Genomic DNA, 16,890 nt, shown 5'->3' on the forward strand with positions numbered 1-16,890 from the left:
TAGAAAAGAGCCTTCCTCCACAAGCCGGGGGAAGGCTTTTTGCTGTTACGGCTGTTCTAACTATAGGCGCTGCTTATCCACCTTACTGCTCCGCCGCATGCTTGCCAGCCGTATAGCCGGTGGAGAAGGCAGCGGTAATATTATAGCCGCCTGTATACCCGTGAATATCGAGAATTTCACCGCAGAAATAGAGGCCTGCGGTCAGCTTGGACTGCATGGTCTTGGGGTCGATCTCCTTGAGCGCAACTCCCCCGCCGGTCACAAAGGCTTCCGCCAGGGAACGTGTCCCGTGAACCTGAACGGGCATCCGCTTCACCAGGGCAGCCAGCGCCCCAAGGCCAAGCTTGGGCAGATGATGGCCTGTAATCTCCCCGTCCAGCCCGCTCTTCGCCAGCAGCAGCGGGATCAGGCGCTCGGGCAGCAGACCCTTCAGCGAATTGCGGATAGCCTTCTTCGGCTCCAGATCGAGCTTATTCTGGAGCATAGACTCCGCCTCCTGAAGGGACAGGTCCGGGAACAGGTCGATGGACATCTCCACGGTATCGTTTCCCGACTTCTGCTGAACCTGGCGGAGGAACTGGCTGCAGCGCAGCGCAATCGGGCCGGATAAGCCGAAATGGGTGAAGATCATATCCCCCCTGTGAGAGATCACTTTCTTGCCCTTCTGATTCCAGACGCTCAGCATGACATCGCGGAGGGACAAGCCCTGCAGCTCCCCGGATTTGATCCACGCCTCCCGTGAGAGAATGGGGACCTCGGTCGGGAACAGCTCCGTGATCGTATGTCCGGCGGCGGCAGCCCAAGGGTACCCGTCGCCGGTAGATCCGGTCTGCGGCACGGATTTGCCTCCGGTGGCGATGATTACAGCCTTCGCGCCGAACGCTTGGCCTGACTCCAGGCGGATGCCCCGGACGGCTCCTTCCTCGTAGAGAACCTCCCGGACCGGGCTGTCCGTCATGATCTGCACACCAAGGCTCCGCACTTTGCCTATCAGAGCGGATACTACGCTTGCGGCCTTGTCCGATACAGGGAACATCCGCCCGTTATCCTCCTCCTTCAAGGCAATGCCCAGCCCCTCAAAGAAATCTATAATATCCCGGTTGTTGAAATGATCAAACGAGCTGTATAAAAAACGGCCGTTGCCCGGAATATGGGCGATCAGCTCCGAGGTCTCCTTTATATTGGTAACATTGCAGCGCCCGCCGCCCGAGATTCCCAGCTTGCGGCCCAGCTTCGCCCCTTTGTCGATCAGAAGTACGGACGCTCCGTGTCCGGCTGCGGCTACGCTGGCCATCAGCCCGGACGGGCCGCCTCCAATGACGATTACATCGTAGTTACTCATTCATTTGCTCCTTTTGCTTATTGCGACACTCTATTAACGGCATCATACCATTCCAGGCGGAGTGTAGCCAGGTCCAAGCGACCGAAACCTGATTATCGTTGTCAGGAATGCGCGGTTATGCTTTAATCTAAGTGGAAAAGGAATTTTAACCAATTTGAGGAGTGATTTCAATTATTTATGCGGTAAAGGATATTTTATTGCAAATATCGGCTGCCTGCATTTTTCTGTTTCTCTTTCAGTGGAGGCTGGACCGGGGCCATCCCTTGCGCAGGAACATCAGGTTTCCGGATGACCAGGCCTTTCTGATGATCTGCTGCGCGCTGGGGATTACGCTGTGCATGGCACTGTCGGCCACGATGTTCGGGTTGGTCTATTTGAATCTGGCTATTCTCCCGGCGTATATTGGGATCTTATATGGTAATCTGCGCTCCAGCGTCTACCTCGCGCTATACTTCTTCTTCTGTACTGCATTGTTCTCGGTGCCCTCAGGTCTGGAGCATCTCTTCCTGAATACAGGGGTGCTGCTGTATCCGCTGCTCTTCGGTATGTCCGGGATGTTCAAGAAATCTGCGATACCCGGCAAAATCTTCATCCTGTGGGGCGCACTTTTCCCGAGCATGTTATTCATAGTCATTGTACCGAATATACAGGGCAGGAACGTCATGGATATACCTACCAGCGAAGCGGCCCTCGCCGGACTATACGGATTAACGGCCCTAATTCTGGGCGCCTTGTTCATCACCTATATCGATAAGGCGTGGGACAAGCTGCAGGTTAGGGTCCAAATGCAGGGAATCTCGGAGAAATTCCAGTGGGAATCGGAGAAGCTGCAGCAGATTACAAATGTGGTTCCGCTGAATATTATGGAGTTCGATGACAACGGGTATGTGACAGAGGTGAATGAATATATGCTGAGCCTGATGCAGCGTCATTGTCCCTTGTTGACCAGAGAGTTTATTTTGTCCAGGCCGGCTAGTGATATCTTCGGCAAAAGCATGGATCAGGCTACCCTGGACCGGTTACAGGCGGTTCTGAGGAGCAGACAGCGCTCCAATACCAAGATCAGGGTCGATTCGATGACCTATCATATTTTTACCGCGCCGCTCCAGCATGAATCGGGACTGCCGGGCGGCATCGTCATGATTATTCAGGATTTGACGGAAGAGGAGAAAATGCGCAGTGAGCTTGACAATGTCGAGCGCCTGTCGCTGGTCGGGCAGATGGCTGCGGGCATTACGCATGAGATCCGTAACCCGATGGCGGTAGTTCGTGGCTTCCTGCAGCTGATGCGGGAGAAAAGCCCGGAGGAGCTCCACTCCTATTATCATATTGTCATGGAAGAGCTGGACCGGGCCAACAGCATCATCAATGACTTTCTGTCGCTGGCACAGACCCGTGTATCGGACAAGGAGCCGGCCGGGCTCCAGCCTATTCTGGAGGAGCTTACGCCGCTGATCTGGGCGGATGCCAATCTCCGCGGCCAGAGTGTGGAGCTGAAAATCAGCCCGACGATGCCGCTGCTGCAGTTGAATGTCCGGGAGATCAAGCAGCTGATTCTGAATCTGGCCCGCAACGCCATGGAGGCGATGGAGGCCAAGGGCGTACTGACGCTGGCTGCCTGTGAGCATGAGGATAACGTGCTGCTGATTATTACGGATACCGGAGAAGGCATGCCCCAGAGTCAGCTGAATCAATTGTTCACTCCGTTCTTCACCACCAAGAGCCAGGGGACAGGTCTTGGCCTGCCGCTCTGTCTTAGTATTGCGGAGCGGCATAACGGAACGATCCGGGTAGAATCGGAGGTAGGGTCCGGGACCTCGGTCATCGTTACTTTTCCGGTGGAGTCCAGAGAGGGAGCGGTCCAAAGCCCTGTATATATGTAACAGATTTCACGGGGACGGCACCGTTTCGGGGCTGTGCAGCGGCAGGCTGCGTCTCTTGCTTTCGCAGAGTATGTATGTATAATAAAGTTAGCAAGTAGTGCTGGAACGCGGTAACGTTATCCGGGTTCTGACCTTATCTCAATTCAAGTGATGAAGGAGAGTGCAGAGAAATGTCCATGTCTTTTAATCAATATATGAGAGATTCTATCCAACCTATGCGCGACGATCTGACAAGCATCGGATTTCAGGAGCTATTAACACCGGAGGATGTGGAAGCAGCCCTTCCGGCAGCCAAGGGAACTTCGTTGGTTGTTGTGAACTCCGTATGCGGCTGTGCCGCCGGACAGTGCCGTCCAGGGGTAGCCCAGGCGCTGCAGAACGAGATTCTGCCGGATCACCTGTTCACCGTATTTGCCGGGCAGGAGAAGGAAGCTACCGCCAAGGCGCGTGAATTTTTCGCACCGTATCCGCCATCATCCCCTTCCATCGCGCTGATGAAGGACGGCGAGCTGGTTCACTTCATCGAACGTCACGGTGTGGAAGACCGTTCGGCCGCCGAGATTGCTGCGGAGCTGAAGGAAGTTTTTGACCGCGTGTGCCAGTAATAATGTCCTGCAGCCTGAGGGCAGCAGCATGAATAAGTAATGATCCCGCATCAGCCAGCCGTCAGCCGGGGGCTTGGCTCATGCGGGATTTTTTTTCTAATGTTAAGGGTAGGGATTACAATTCTAAGAAACGGGGTGGTCCTGTGAGTCTGCAGGAAGAGATTATTGCTACGCTGGGAGTTAAGCCGGTGATTGATACGGATGCGGAGATCCGTAAGCGTGTAGATTTCCTGAAAGCGTATGCGCTCCAGGCGGGGGCCAGAGGTCTGCTGATTGCGATTAGCGGGGGTGTGGACAGCGCCGTGGCTGCGGGTCTGTGCAAGCTGGCTACGGACGAGCTGACGGCGGAGGAAGGCAAGGAGTATATGACACTCGGGGTGTTCCAGCCTTACGGGGAGCAGGAGGATATTGAGCACAGCTATGCGGTGGCCCGGGCTTTTGAGCTGACCCATACGGTGGAGACCAATATCGAAGAAGCGGTGAACGAGATCGCCCTGGAGGTCGAGCATAGCCTGAAGGCCCTGGGCCAGCACAAGCATATTACCCATCAGGGCAAGGGGAATGTAAAAGCGAGAACGCGGATGGTGATGCAGTATGCGCTTGCTTTTGAGAACAATCTGCTGGTGGTGGGTACCGATCATGCCTCTGAGGCCATTACCGGATTCTATACGAAGTGGGGCGATGGCGCCGTCGATATAACACCGCTGTCCTCCCTGAACAAACGGCAGGTACGGCAGTTGGCTGCGGCGCTTGGCGTGCCGGCAGATATCGTAACCAAAGCGCCGACGGCCGGACTCTGGCCGGGCCAGACGGATGAGACTGAGCTTGGAATCACCTATGAGGAGAACAGCGATTATCTGGAGGGGAAGACCGTCAGCCCTGAAGCGGCTGAGAAGCTGGAGCGCTTCTTCCGGAGAACGGCGCATAAGCGCGATAGTATTCCGGGGATCTAGACAGGTTATGCCGGAGCCGCCGGGGCGCTGCGCTTGATGCAGACGCTCCGGCGTTTTTTGTGTAAGAGTATGCTGGTGCGAAGGCGAACGAGCCGAATGTATGCGGAAAACCGAATACAATGTGCTGGTGCGAAGGTGCATCGGCCGAATGTGTGCGGAAAACCGAATACAATAGCTCGTATGAAGGTGCATCGACCGAATGTATGCGGAAAACCGAATACATTGTGCTGGTGCGAAGGCGAACGGCCAAATGTGTGCGGAAAACCGAATACAATATGCTCGTGTGAAGGTACATCGGCCGAATGTATGCGAAAAACCGAATACATTGTGCTGGTGCGAAGGCGAACGGCCAAATGTATGCGGAAAACCGAATACAATTAGTCGGCCAGGTATGTGAGGCTCATTATAAATGTACGGCCTACTTCGCCAGCACCCGGTCGATGAACTCTCTGGTAGCGGATATCGCCAGTTCTAACTGGGGGGTAGTTCCGGCAAAAGGATGAACGGTGCCAAAGGTATGATTGCCGCCGGGAATCTGCACCCATTCGATATCCGGCCGCAGCCGGACCAATTGCTCGGAGCCGCGCCGCAGATGCTCGCCGTCCTCACTGCCTTGAATCAGGACAACGGGGAAGTTGGCCTGCTTCATCCGCTCTAGAATCTGGTAACGCTCCGCCTGCTGCTCCAGATCCTCTATAATGATGGCGTCCAGCGGCATTTGCTGGCCGGTCCGTCCGTTGAGCACATGGGTCCGGCCCTTTTCCCGCATTTCACTCTTCTGCTGCTCTGTGAACAGATCCAGGTTAGTGATCCCGTTCCAGGAGATGACCCCGGCAATTTCTGCCGGATGATCCAGTGCGTAGAGGAGTGAGTCGCCCCCGCCGCGGCTATGGCCCAGCAGGAAAAGCGGGAGGCTGCCGAACCTGTGGTGCTGGCTCAGATAAGAGAGCAGGATCTCCATATCCTTGATCTCACGCTGGTAGGTATTGCGGGCGAACTTATCCAGCTCGGTGAAATTCTGCAGATCCTCGCCGATGCCGGCATGGGAGAAGTTGAAGCTGATCACTTCATGCTCGTCGCTGAGCGCCTGTGCCGTATACGGGAACATCCCCCAATCCTTGAAGCCTTTGTAGCCGTGAGCGATAACCACCACACTCCGGGCCTCTCCCTGAGCGGGAAAATGGGAGCAGCGAAGCACCGTATCCTCCCCTGCGGGTAATTCAAAATTACGGGACATAAGGTATTCTTCCTTTCCTTCATCTCTTGGAACTGGCGGTTGTACTTTCTTACCAGATATACCTGATTTGCGGGTGATAGACTTTCAGTTTTTTTTCTTTTAAGATAGCAGAAAGCTGACGCTAAGACTATTATTAATAATACTTGGTCAAGAAGCTGACAGGCTTCACTGTTACATGAGATCTGTGGAGTCCTAGCAAGATCATATCATTAGACGCAGGGTAAGGATAGAAGGTAATATAAGAGGGTTAAGGAATGCAGAGCCAGGAGAGGTGTGGGAGTGTGATTTACGGAATCGGGCATGATGTGCTGGAAATCGGCAGGGTTGCCGGGATTGCAGAGGGCAGCCTGGGCGACCGGTTCGCACGGAGAATTCTGACCGGGCAGGAGCGGGTGCTGGCCGCAGGCAAAGGCGCGAAGACAGCGGAATTCACCGCCGGGAGATTCTCGGCCAAGGAAGCGGTTGTGAAGGCGCTGGGCTGCGGAATCGGTCAGATGGTGGGTTTTCAGGACATTGAGATTCTGCCGGATGCGCTGGGCAAGCCAGTAGCCATACTGTCGGCGGAGGCCTGGGACCGGCTGGGGCTGCCGGAGCAGGAGTATGTCATTCATCTCACCATTACGCACAGCCGCGGACTGGCCTCGGCCTTCGCGGTGGTGGAGCGGACGACCGGCCATAGCCTGTAACTATATAATTATGAACGGCAAGGAGAATAACGATGACCACAGATGAGAAGCACATAGAAGCGCAGCAGGAAGCCAAGTTATTCTTCAGCCGGTTCCTGCTGGAATGGTACCACCTCCAGAAGCGGGACCTGCCGTGGCGACGCCACCGTAACCCGTATTACATCTGGATCTCTGAGATTATGCTGCAGCAGACCCGGGTAGATACAGTGATTCCTTATTTCAACCGTTTCATTGAGCAGTTTCCAACCGTGGAGGCGCTCGCAGATGCACCGGAGGAGGAGGTACTGAAATGCTGGGAGGGCCTTGGCTACTACTCGCGTGCCCGGAATCTCCAGCATGCCGCGAAGCAGGTCAAGGAGCTGTACGGGGGGCAGGTGCCGGATGACCGCGATGCCGTATTCGGCCTCAAGGGCGTAGGCCCGTATACAGCCGGTGCTATTCTGAGCATCGCGTTCAACCGGCCGGAGCCGGCGGTGGATGGCAATGTGATGCGCGTCTTATCCCGGTATTTTCTGATTGAGGACGACATTGCCAAAGGCCCGACCCGTGTGAAAATGGAAAAGCTCGCCGCCGAACTCATCCCCGAAGGGGAGGCGGGCAGCTTCAATCAGGCGCTGATGGAGCTTGGCGCGCTCATCTGCACGCCGAAATCACCGCGCTGCCTTCCGTGCCCGGTGATGGAGCACTGCGCCGCACGGCTGGCGGGCTGCGAGGCTTCGCTGCCCGTCAAGACCAAGGCGAAGCCGCCGCGTCCGGAGGAGCGGCTGGCTGCCCTGGTGGAGGGCCGCGGCGAGCACGCGGGCCGGGTACTGATCCGGCAGCGGCCGGCCAGCGGGCTGCTGGCCCGCATGTGGGAGCTGCCGCACTGGCCGGCGCCGCCTGCTGAGGCTGGCGGCGCGCGCGGTGCGCTGCTGCCGGAAGCGGCAGCGCTGGACCGGCTACGCCGATCCATGAGCCAGGCCGGGATTCACGCCCGGCCTGAGGGGCACTGGATGGCTGCGGAGCATACATTCAGCCATATTGTGTGGACCCTGCAGGTGTACCGCTGCAGGGAAGAGGCGGCGCTGCCGCTGGCAGCGGAGAGCCGCGCCGTGTACGGGGCGGCGCAAGCGGAGCGCGCGGATGGCGCGCTGGGGGCGGATGCTGGGGCGGTGCATGCAGGACGCGCGGATGGCACGCTGGGAGTGGATGCGGGAGCGACTCATGCGGAGCGTGAGAACAGCCTGCTGGCTGCGGCGCTGGGGGCACAGCCGGCGGAAGACGCACCGCTGGCGCTGTTCGACAGCGGGGATGCCGCAGCTGATGCAGCAGACAGCGGAGCGCAGCGCTGGATCAACCGTGAGGACATGAAAAATTACGCCTTTCCGAATGTGTTCCTCAAGCTGCTGAACAGCTATTTCGATGAGCAAGGGACGTAGGCTCCAAGCTGCTACCGCTATGCTAATCCCTGCTGAGCCATACAGATCACCAACGGACAAGCATCACTGCTGCCGATTGCAGTGTAAAGATTAGTATGTTTGGTGCTAGACGGGGGTGCTTCTCTCATCTTCTCACCAACGCTGTAACGGCTGCCGTCCTTCTAAAGAGAGTGCCGCCGCTTCCGTGTGCTGTTGAGCAAATGTAGGGGGCTTCGGTTGTGGACAAACTGGAATTAAGTACTACCTGACCTCAACAGCCGAAAGTATAGTATATGTGCGCCACTAACCGCGCCGGAATCAGACTGCAAAAACCCATTAAAAGTGCCGGAAGTGAGCCGCACAGTGAAATCAAAGGGATAAATCCCATTAAAAGTGCCGGAAGTGAGCCGCACGGTGAAATCAGAGGGATAAATCCCATTAAAAAGTGCCGGAAGTGAGCCGCACGGCCGAACCAAAGGGATAAATCCCATTAAAAAGTGCCGGAAGTGAGCCGCACGGTGAAATCAAAGGGATAAATCCCATTAAATGTGCCGAAAGTGGACCACGCGGTGAAATCAAAGGGATAAATCCCATTAAATGTGCCGAAAGTGAGCCGCACGGCCGAACCAAAGGGATAAATCCCATTAAATGTGCCGAAAGTGAGCCGCATGGTGAAATCAAAGGGATAAATCCCATTAAATGTGCCGAAAGTGGACCGCGCGGTGAAATCAAAGGGATAGATCCCATTAAATGTGCCGAAAGTGGGCGGGCCGAGCAAAATGAGGAGCACAAATACCCCTGAATTGACCGAAAGTGGGCGGGTCGAACGAAATGAGGAGCACAAATACCCCTGAATTGACCGAAAGTGGGCGGGGCGCACGAAATGAGGAGCACAAGTACCCCTGAATTGGCCGAAAGTGGGCGGGTCGAGCAAAATGAGGAGCACAAATACCCCTGAATTGCCAAAAGTGGGCGGGTCGAACGAAATGAGGAGCAGAAATGCCCCTGAATTGGCCAAAAGTGGGCGGTTGAGCGAAATGAGGAGCGGTTGGCGGCTGGCACGAATAACGGGCCACTAAGCACCGCCCCATCCCCTGCGCCCTACCAACTCTACCCACGCCCTGCCCCCCCTGCCAACTCCCGCTCAACCCCAATCCCCACCCCAACCACCCGCACCCATCCGCCCCGGATGTAAGTTGCTATAAGCCAGGAACGCGAGACCAAGGAGGTAAAGGATGAAGACGATTACCATATATGATATCGCCAAGGAGGCCCAGGTGTCCGTAGCCACAGTCTCCCGTGTCCTCAACAATACAGCTCCGGTCAAGGAGAGCACCCGGGAGATCATCATGGCTGTGATTGAGAAGCATCAGTTTCAGCCGAACGCGCTGGCCCGCAGTCTGCTTAAGAAGGAGACTGGCACGATCGCCATGATTTTACCTGACATCACCAACCCCTTTTTCCCGGAGGTCTTCTGGGGAGCCGAGAATGTGGCTAGAGAGAAGCGTTATACCTTCTTCCTCTGCGATACGGCGGGGGAGCATAGCCGTGAATCGGAGTACCTTAGCATCCTTCGGGAGAAAAGAGTGGACGGGATTATTTTCCTGGGCGGCAGAATTAACCTGAATCAGTGTCCGCCGGCGTTGTCCCAGGAGGTCGTTGAGCTGTCGAAGCATGTGCCGATCGTGCTGGTCAACGGCAATCTGCCCCGGAGCGGACTGCACCGCATTTACACCGATGAAGAAGAAGGGGCGGCACTGGCCACCCAGCATCTGCTGGACCTGGGGCACCGGAGAATCGGATTCCTCGGGGGAATGGAGGAGACCTCCACGACCCAGGTGAAGCTGAAGTCCGTGAGGATGAAGCTGAAGGAGCGGGGGCTTACGCTGCGCAAGGATTGGGTCATGTTCCATGACTTCTCGATCGAGGGCGGGCGGACGCTGATGGACCGGATGCTGGAGCAAGAGGACCGGCCGACAGCGGTGCTGTGTGTAAATGATTTTACGGCCATCGGGGCGTTGAAGTCGGCTACCCAGCATGGGCTGAAGATACCGGAGGATCTGTCGATCGTCGGATTCGACGATTCGCCCTTATCCAGAGCGGTTATTCCGGAGCTGACCACCGTGTCGCAGAACACCAACCAGCTGGGGGAGCTGTCGGTAGAGATGCTCCATGAGCTGATCAGCGGCAGGAATCCCAAGAAACGTACGGTGCTCCAGCCAAAGCTGGTGGTACGGGACAGCACGGGCCGTCCGAAAAATACCGCAGAATAGCTCGCGCATTAGCACGCATAGTAGCCTAACGGAAGCTGCCTACCAGACAAGTCTGCTGTGCACGCATTCAAGTATGTTCATCCAGGGCCGGTCAAGAACTTTCCAGGCGTATGTGGAGTGCGTCAGCACGAGGGGGCCTGTATTCTGGAAAGTTTTTGGATTGAAGCATGAAATTTGTGTAAAGTAGGATTGACCAGGGGATAACCAGAAGTTATAATGAAATGGATTTCATGAAACCCATTTCATTATTTTTTAGAGTTTGAGTAAGCGGTTACTCTGGCTGTACATATGGGACAAGGGGATTTTTTGAATTTGCTGATAATTTGAAAAGTATAAGAATTCGCAGCCATAACCCACCAGTCACCCTGATATTTTCCTCAAGAGAGGCACCGTCCTTAGAGGGACGGCATGGGAGTACACAGTTGATCCTGATATTCCCTCTGAAGCAGTATCGCTCTTAATGGGGCGGCCAGGGGCCGTACAACAATCCTGATCCTTCCCTCTGAAGCATATCGCTCTTAATGGGGCGGCCAGGGGCCGTACAACAATCCTGATCCTTCCCTCTGAAGCAGTATCGCTCTTAATGGGACGGCAGGGGCCGTACAACAATCCTTATCCTTCCCTCTGGAGCAGCACCGCCCTTAAAGGGACGATTCGGCCATGCAATGCTCCTTATCTTTCTCGCTTATACGGCACCGCCCTTAGGGGGCGGCAATAACCGTATCCAAGTTGATTTATTTCCAAGTTTTCTTTTCATCATCTCAAGGGTAGTCTTAAGGGCTTATATGCTGGCATACGCCACTATATAAATATGACATCGGGAAGGGAGCGGGGGACGGACGCAGACATGCTTGAATCAGTTTAATCTTGAATCAGTTTAATCTTGAATCAGTTTAATCTTGGATCAGTTCAATCTTGAATCAGTTCAATCTTGAATCAGTTCAATCTTGGATTAGCTTAACATCACTGAAATTAGGGGAGCGTGGCGAACAGTGAAACAGTTGAAGAAGAAAAGCTCGGCGTGGTTCATGCTGCTTACAGCCGTAGTTACACTTGTAACCGGTTGCAGCGGAGGGAATAACGCGTCTGCACCGGCAACAATACCGGCGGCGGAGGCGACTCAGGCTCCGGCAGCCAGTGAAACGCCAGCAGCGGCAACGGAAGCGCCGAAGGAGCCGGCTGCTAATTTGAACGGGCGGGAGATCCGCATCTCCCACTGGTGGGACGCCACTCCTGTCGGGGATTCAGAGGCAGATGAGCTTGCCCGCGAACGGATCAAAGCGGTGGAAGAGAAATACAACGTCAAGATTAAATACCTGAATACAGAGTATTGGTCCACCGCCGAGAAGCTGTCCTCTTCCGTTATGGCAAGCGATCCGTTTGCCGAGATTGTCCGGCTGCCTGACGGCTTCATCTGGGGCCTGATGCATGGCGGTTTCCTGACACCGCTGGATGATTATCTGAAGGATTCACTCATCGATCAGAGTGTGATTGATTCCATGCGCTTCGGCGGCGATAAGGTCTATGGCCTGGAAAGCTGGTATAGCCCGAACGACAGCGGCGTGTTCTATAACAAGCGTATTTTCAAGGAAGCGGGCCTGAAGGACCCGCAGCAGCTGATGGATGAGGATAACTGGAACTGGAATACGATGCTTGATGCGGCTAAGAAGCTGACGATTGACAAGAACGGGGACGGGAAGATGGACCAGTACGGTCTGGCCGGAGCCCATTATGTGATCTCGGAGCTGCTGATCGCCAGCAACGGCGGCAAAATCTACGATGAAGCTACTCAGAAGGCGGTCTTTGATTCACCGGCATCCATGGAAGCGCTTAACTTCCTTCATAAGCTGTACACGCAGGATAAGGTATTCAAGCCTAACGAGGGCAATGACTGGGAAGACCCGGCTAAGTATTTTGGAGAAGGCACCGTGGCTATGTATCCGGGCGGTCTCTGGGAAATCGAGGGGCGTATTCTTGGCAAGATGAAGGATGAATGGGGGTATGTCTATATTCCAAAAGGCCCGCAGGCCGATAAGTACTACGATCCGCTGGGCCAGACAGCAGCCTATGCCATTCCCAAAGGCGTTAAGGATGCGGATACAATCGTAAAGATCTGGGAGGATCTGCAGCCGTTCGACAGCTGGCAGGAGAACCGCAGACTGTCGATGGAGAATATTTTGCCGGATGAAGCCTCTATCGCCAATGCGATGAATGATGAAGATAAGGTGGAGCGGGTCTTCGGCGGACGTTACGGCGGTCTTGGCGTCAAGGATCAGCTGGATAAGGTGACTGAGAAATTCCTGAAGGGCGAGATTACACCGTCCACCGGGGTGGCCCAAGTGATTGGAACGGCGCAGGCCGCAGCCAAGAAAGTACTGAGCGGTGAGCAGGATAAAGAGAAGAAATAGGTAGCTGGACAGCTCATAACAAGGGTAATACCTGCTTGTCTTGCGCAATACCTGCTGTGTTTGTCTGCAAAATCGGCTGCCGCCCTTATAGGGCGGCGTAGCCGTGTGCGCTTGAATTATAAGGATTTATATGTTTCACACAATTATTTATCCTTCTATTCTGCACCACCTGTATCACTCTTAATATGCAAGTCTGCTAGAGGAGGGAACCCGAGTGAGAATATCATTATCCCGGCGGATGATGAACCGGACACTTGTAACCGTCATGCTGATCTCCATGATGGCGCTGCCTGCGGCAAGCGCAGAGCTGCCTGCTGCCCAGGCGCAAGGTGTGACGGGGAACGGGCAGGAGGTGCGGCAGCTGCCTGAGGGCAGCTATGAGCATTATCTGCAGCAATATGAGGGCGAGGAGCAGCCCCGCGAAGAAATTATGCTGAAGGGAGCTGATTATACCGGGGCCGAGGGGATGAGTCCGGAGGTGCTGACGGAGCTTGGCGGGGAGACGGGAAGATACGTCAGAACGGAGGAGAGCGGTTCGGTAGAGTGGCAGCTGGATGTGCCGAAGTCCGGACTGTATCACATCTCTGTCCGGTATTATCCGGTGAAGGGCAAAAGCTCGGCGATTGAACGTGAGCTGCTGATCGACGGCAAGCTGCCGTTCACCAGCGCCCGCAATCTGTCCTTCGGGCGGATCTGGGTCAATGAGAACCCGGAGATCCAGCAGGATAACCGGGACAATGATCTCCGGCCGCGCCAGATTGATGCCCCGGCCTGGCAGGAGACGCTGCTGAGAGATACGGAAGGCTACTATGAGGAGCCGTATCAATTCTATCTGTCGGCCGGACGGCACACCTTGACGATGGTGTCCAGCAGAGAGCCGATGGTCATCGACTATATTAAGCTGCACAGCTACGATGCACCCGCTGCCTACGCAGAGGTGAATCAGAGCTACGAAGCTAAGGGGTATAAGGCTACCAGCGGCCACGCGGTCAAGGTGCAGGGGGAAGCGGCGGCCTACAAATCCTCCCCGACCTTGTATCCGATCACAGACCGCTCAAGCCCTTCAACAGAGCCGTACGATGTGTCCAAGATCAGAATGAACACGATTGGCGGCAACAACTGGCGGGTACCGGGACAATGGATCGCCTGGGAGGTGGAAGCGCCGGAGGACGGTCTGTACAACATCACCATCAAAGGCCGGCAGGAGCTGCTAAGAGGGATCTATTCCACACGCTCTATGCGGATTGACGGAGAGATTCCGTTCCGGGAAATGCTGCAGATTCCGTTCTACTACGATTCGGATTGGCAGATGAACCGGCTGGGGAACGATGATGAGCCGTATTTGTTCTATTTAAGCAAAGGAAAACACGAATTACAGCTGGAGGTCAGCCTCGGGGCAATTGCACCGCTCTTGCGCCAGGTGGAGGCCAGTGTGCTGGACATTAATGCGATGTACCGGAAAATCCTGATGATTACAGGGAATGTGCCAGATCCGTACCGCGATTACAGGCTGGAGGAGCAAATCCCGGATATGACGGCGGTCTTCCGTGAGCAGAGCCAGATTCTATATGGCGTATCGGAAGAGCTGGTCCGGCTTACAGGGGAAAAGAGTGATAAAACCGCAACCTTGAATAAAACTGCCTATCAGCTGGCGGACATGGCCGACAAGCCGGAAACGGTGCAGAAGCGGCTGTCGCAGTTCAAAATCAATGTCGGCAGCGTAGGCTCCTGGATTCTGGAGGTACGGGAGCAGCCGCTGGAGATTGATTATCTGCTGCTGTCTTCGCCGGATGTGAAGCTGCCGAAGGCGAATGCTTCCGGATTCAGGAAGCTTGTGCATGAGGTGTCGTCCTTCACCCATTCGTTCTTCGAGGATTACAACACAATTGGCAATACCACGGAGAACGGCGAGACCATTGATGTATGGATCGGAACCGGCCGCGACCAGGCGCAGGTGCTGAAGGCAATGATCGATGATACATTTACCCCGCTTACCGGCATCGGTGTCAATCTGAAGCTGGTGAGTCCGAATGTGCTGCTGCGCGCCTCGCTGGCCGGGGAAGGCCCGGATGTGGCGATGCAGGTCGGCAATGATATGCCAGTGAACTTCGGGATGCGCAAAGCGGCGGAGGATCTGTCGAAGTATCCCGGCTATGAGGATGTGGTGAAGCAGTTCAGAGACAGCGCGCTCGTGCCGTACCGGTTCGAGAATCAGGTCTTTGCCCTGCCGGAGCAGCAGATCTTCAACATGCTGTTCTACCGGAAGGATATTCTGCAGGAGCTGAACCTTGCGCCGCCGCAGACCTGGGATGAGGTATACGCGATGATTCCCGTGCTGCAGAAGCACCGGATGGATATGGCGCTGCCGCTCGCGCAGACCACAGGCGTGCCGGTGCTGGAGGTCAACCGCGCCTATGCCATGCTGCTCTATCAGATGGGCGGATCATTTTATCTGAATAACGGAGCGAAGAGCGGACTCGATACAGAGACCGGGCTGGCTGCCTTCAAGAACTGGACCAATTTCTATACCAGCTACAAGCTGCCGCTGATCTTCGACTTCCCGATGCGGTTCCGCACCGGCGAGATGCCGGTCGGCATTCAGGATTATACCTTCTATAACTATCTGAGCGTATCTGCGCCGGAGATTAAGGGGCTATGGGAATTCATTCCGGTTCCGGGGACGAAGCAGCCGGACGGAAGTATCCGCAGGGACGTTGCCAGCGGGGGCACTGCCGCCCTGATGCTGAGGCAGGCGGGGAACAAGGATGCCGCCTGGGAATTCATGAAGTGGTGGGTCGACAAGGATTCGCAGGTCCGCTTCGGCCGGGAGATGGAGGGCCTCATGGGCGCGGCTGCGCGGTATCCGACCGCCAACGTTGAAGCGCTTAAGGAGCTGCCGTGGCCGACTAGCGATTACCGCCATCTGGAGGAGCAGTGGCAATGGGTGCAGGGTGTACCTGAGGTGCCTGGCGGTTACTTCACAGGCCGCCATCTGGACAATGCCCTGCGCGAGGTCATCAACAATGGAACGAACACCGCTGATGCCCTGTACGATTATGTGCAGGAGATCGACTATGAGATTGATCAGAAGAGAGCAGAGTTCGATTTGAAACGAAGGGAATAGGGAGGGACTCTTGTGCAGAAAGTGAAAAATACGGCCGAACCCTTGATTCAGCCCCGGCTGTCCCCTTCCGGGCTGCGTAATTACTGGGCTTTGTTCGGCAAGGATGTGCGGCGGGATAAGCACCTGTACGTCCTGCTGGCTCCATATATGGTGCTGTTTCTGTTGTTTACCGTACTGCCGGTGGCGATTTCGATCATCTTCAGCTTCACGCACTTCAATATGCTGGAGATGCCGCGCTGGATCGGCTGGGAGAATTATTCCAAGCTGCTCTGGAACGATGATGTGTTCCTGATCGGGGTCAAGAATACACTGATTTTCTCGGTCGTTACCGGACCGGTCAGCTATATCGCCTGTTTTCTGTTTGCCTGGTTGATCAATGAGCTGAATCCCAAGCTGCGGGCGTTTATGACCCTGATCTTTTTTGCGCCGTCGATCTCGGGGAATGTATTCTTCATCTGGCAGATCATCTTCTCCAGTGACTCCTACGGGATCATCAACGGACTTCTCATGCAGCTTGGCGTAATTTATGAGCCGATCCAATGGCTGCAGGACCCCAAGTATATGCTGGGGATCATCATGCTGGTACAGCTCTGGCTAAGCCTCGGGACCAGCTTCCTGGCCTTCATCGCCGGACTGCAGACCGTTGACAAGACGCTGTATGAAGCAGGGGCTGTGGACGGTGTCAAAAACCGCTGGCAGGAGCTGTGGTTCATTACGCTCCCTTCCATGCGCCCGCAGCTGATGTTCGGCGCGGTTATTCAGATCACTGCGTCGCTGGCAGTTGCCGATGTGGCTATGGCGCTGGCAGGCTTCCCGAGTGTGCAGTACGGGGCGCATACGATTGTAACCCATCTGGTGGACTACGGTACGATCCGCTTCGAGATGGGCTATGCCTCGGCGATTGCCACCGTGCTGTTCGTGATGATGCTGGGCAGCAATCTGATTGTTCAAAAGCTGCTGAAGAGGGTGGGTGAATAAGCGG

At 55.5% G+C, this 16,890-nt stretch carries 12 protein-coding genes; 9 read left to right on the forward strand and 3 right to left on the reverse strand.

The window, feature by feature from the left end; all coding sequences use genetic code 11:
* Positions 1 to 82 precede the first annotated feature (82 nt).
* Positions 83 to 1,342 carry an NAD(P)/FAD-dependent oxidoreductase gene (locus tag MKY12_RS01350; RefSeq protein WP_339312601.1) on the reverse strand — a complete coding sequence of 420 codons (1,260 nt, stop codon included), beginning with the start codon at positions 1,340 to 1,342 and terminating at the stop codon, positions 83 to 85.
* A 161-nt stretch (positions 1,343 to 1,503) separates the two neighbouring features.
* Here MKY12_RS01350 and MKY12_RS01355 point away from each other — a divergent pair, with 161 nt between their 5' ends.
* The 3 genes from MKY12_RS01355 (at position 1,504) to nadE (ending at position 4,783) form a co-directional block, all read left to right on the forward strand.
* Positions 1,504 to 3,225, forward strand: a complete 1,722-nt coding sequence (locus MKY12_RS01355; RefSeq protein ID WP_339312602.1) for an ATP-binding protein — start codon at positions 1,504 to 1,506, stop codon at positions 3,223 to 3,225.
* A 170-nt stretch (positions 3,226 to 3,395) separates the two neighbouring features.
* Positions 3,396 to 3,830: a BrxA/BrxB family bacilliredoxin gene (locus MKY12_RS01360; protein ID WP_036722287.1), complete on the forward strand. Its 435-nt coding sequence runs from the start codon at positions 3,396 to 3,398 to the stop codon at positions 3,828 to 3,830.
* Positions 3,831 to 3,973: 143 nt separating this feature from the next.
* A complete protein-coding gene (nadE, locus tag MKY12_RS01365) occupies positions 3,974 to 4,783 on the forward strand; it encodes an ammonia-dependent NAD(+) synthetase (RefSeq protein WP_339312604.1) in 810 nt (269 codons plus the stop codon).
* 418 nt (positions 4,784 to 5,201) lie between these two features.
* Here nadE and MKY12_RS01370 read toward each other — a convergent pair whose 3' ends face one another.
* The gene (locus MKY12_RS01370) at positions 5,202 to 6,020 is read right to left on the reverse strand and encodes an alpha/beta fold hydrolase (protein WP_339312606.1); all 819 of its coding nucleotides are present in this window, start codon (positions 6,018 to 6,020) and stop codon (positions 5,202 to 5,204) included.
* 281 nt (positions 6,021 to 6,301) lie between these two features.
* Between MKY12_RS01370 and acpS the strand changes: the two genes are divergently transcribed.
* Both acpS and mutY read left to right on the forward strand, forming a co-directional pair.
* Complete coding sequence (acpS, locus tag MKY12_RS01375) at positions 6,302 to 6,706, forward strand: holo-ACP synthase (RefSeq protein ID WP_339312608.1); 405 nt, start codon at positions 6,302 to 6,304, stop codon at positions 6,704 to 6,706.
* Positions 6,707 to 6,738: 32 nt separating this feature from the next.
* The gene (gene mutY, locus MKY12_RS01380; RefSeq protein WP_339312610.1) at positions 6,739 to 8,124 is read left to right on the forward strand and encodes an A/G-specific adenine glycosylase; all 1,386 of its coding nucleotides are present in this window, start codon (positions 6,739 to 6,741) and stop codon (positions 8,122 to 8,124) included.
* Positions 8,125 to 8,593: 469 nt separating this feature from the next.
* Here the strand turns inward: mutY and MKY12_RS01385 are convergent, their stop codons facing one another.
* A complete protein-coding gene (locus tag MKY12_RS01385) occupies positions 8,594 to 9,121 on the reverse strand; it encodes a hypothetical protein (RefSeq protein ID WP_339312612.1) in 528 nt (175 codons plus the stop codon).
* A 217-nt stretch (positions 9,122 to 9,338) separates the two neighbouring features.
* Here MKY12_RS01385 and MKY12_RS01390 point away from each other — a divergent pair, with 217 nt between their 5' ends.
* The 4 genes from MKY12_RS01390 (at position 9,339) to MKY12_RS01405 (ending at position 16,886) form a co-directional block, all read left to right on the forward strand.
* Positions 9,339 to 10,376, forward strand: coding sequence for a LacI family DNA-binding transcriptional regulator (locus MKY12_RS01390; protein WP_339312613.1), 1,038 nt, complete (start codon positions 9,339 to 9,341; stop codon positions 10,374 to 10,376).
* A gap of 992 nt (positions 10,377 to 11,368) precedes the next feature.
* The gene (locus MKY12_RS01395) at positions 11,369 to 12,784 is read left to right on the forward strand and encodes an extracellular solute-binding protein (RefSeq protein ID WP_339312614.1); all 1,416 of its coding nucleotides are present in this window, start codon (positions 11,369 to 11,371) and stop codon (positions 12,782 to 12,784) included.
* A 214-nt stretch (positions 12,785 to 12,998) separates the two neighbouring features.
* A complete protein-coding gene (locus MKY12_RS01400; protein WP_339312616.1) occupies positions 12,999 to 15,908 on the forward strand; it encodes an extracellular solute-binding protein in 2,910 nt (969 codons plus the stop codon).
* A 57-nt stretch (positions 15,909 to 15,965) separates the two neighbouring features.
* On the forward strand, positions 15,966 to 16,886 hold the full coding sequence (locus MKY12_RS01405; RefSeq protein ID WP_235191816.1) for a sugar ABC transporter permease: 921 nt from the start codon (positions 15,966 to 15,968) through the stop codon (positions 16,884 to 16,886).
* Positions 16,887 to 16,890 lie beyond the last annotated feature (4 nt).

It is taken from the genome of Paenibacillus sp. FSL M7-0896 (assembly GCF_037975415.1).
GTDB classification, from domain to species: Bacteria; Bacillota; Bacilli; order Paenibacillales; family Paenibacillaceae; genus Paenibacillus_AQ; species Paenibacillus_AQ silagei.

Bases quoted from the DNA above. Each gene is read 5' to 3' on its own strand.
- mutY (WP_339312610.1), top strand. From the start codon at position 6,739: ATGACCACAGATGAGAAGCACATAGAAGCGCAGCAGGAAGCCAAGTTA.
- MKY12_RS01360 (WP_036722287.1), top strand. From the start codon at position 3,396: ATGTCCATGTCTTTTAATCAATATATGAGAGATTCTATCCAACCTATG.
- MKY12_RS01390 (WP_339312613.1), top strand. From the start codon at position 9,339: ATGAAGACGATTACCATATATGATATCGCCAAGGAGGCCCAGGTGTCC.
- MKY12_RS01350 (WP_339312601.1), bottom strand. From the start codon at position 1,342: ATGAGTAACTACGATGTAATCGTCATTGGAGGCGGCCCGTCCGGGCTG.
- MKY12_RS01370 (WP_339312606.1), bottom strand. From the start codon at position 6,020: ATGTCCCGTAATTTTGAATTACCCGCAGGGGAGGATACGGTGCTTCGC.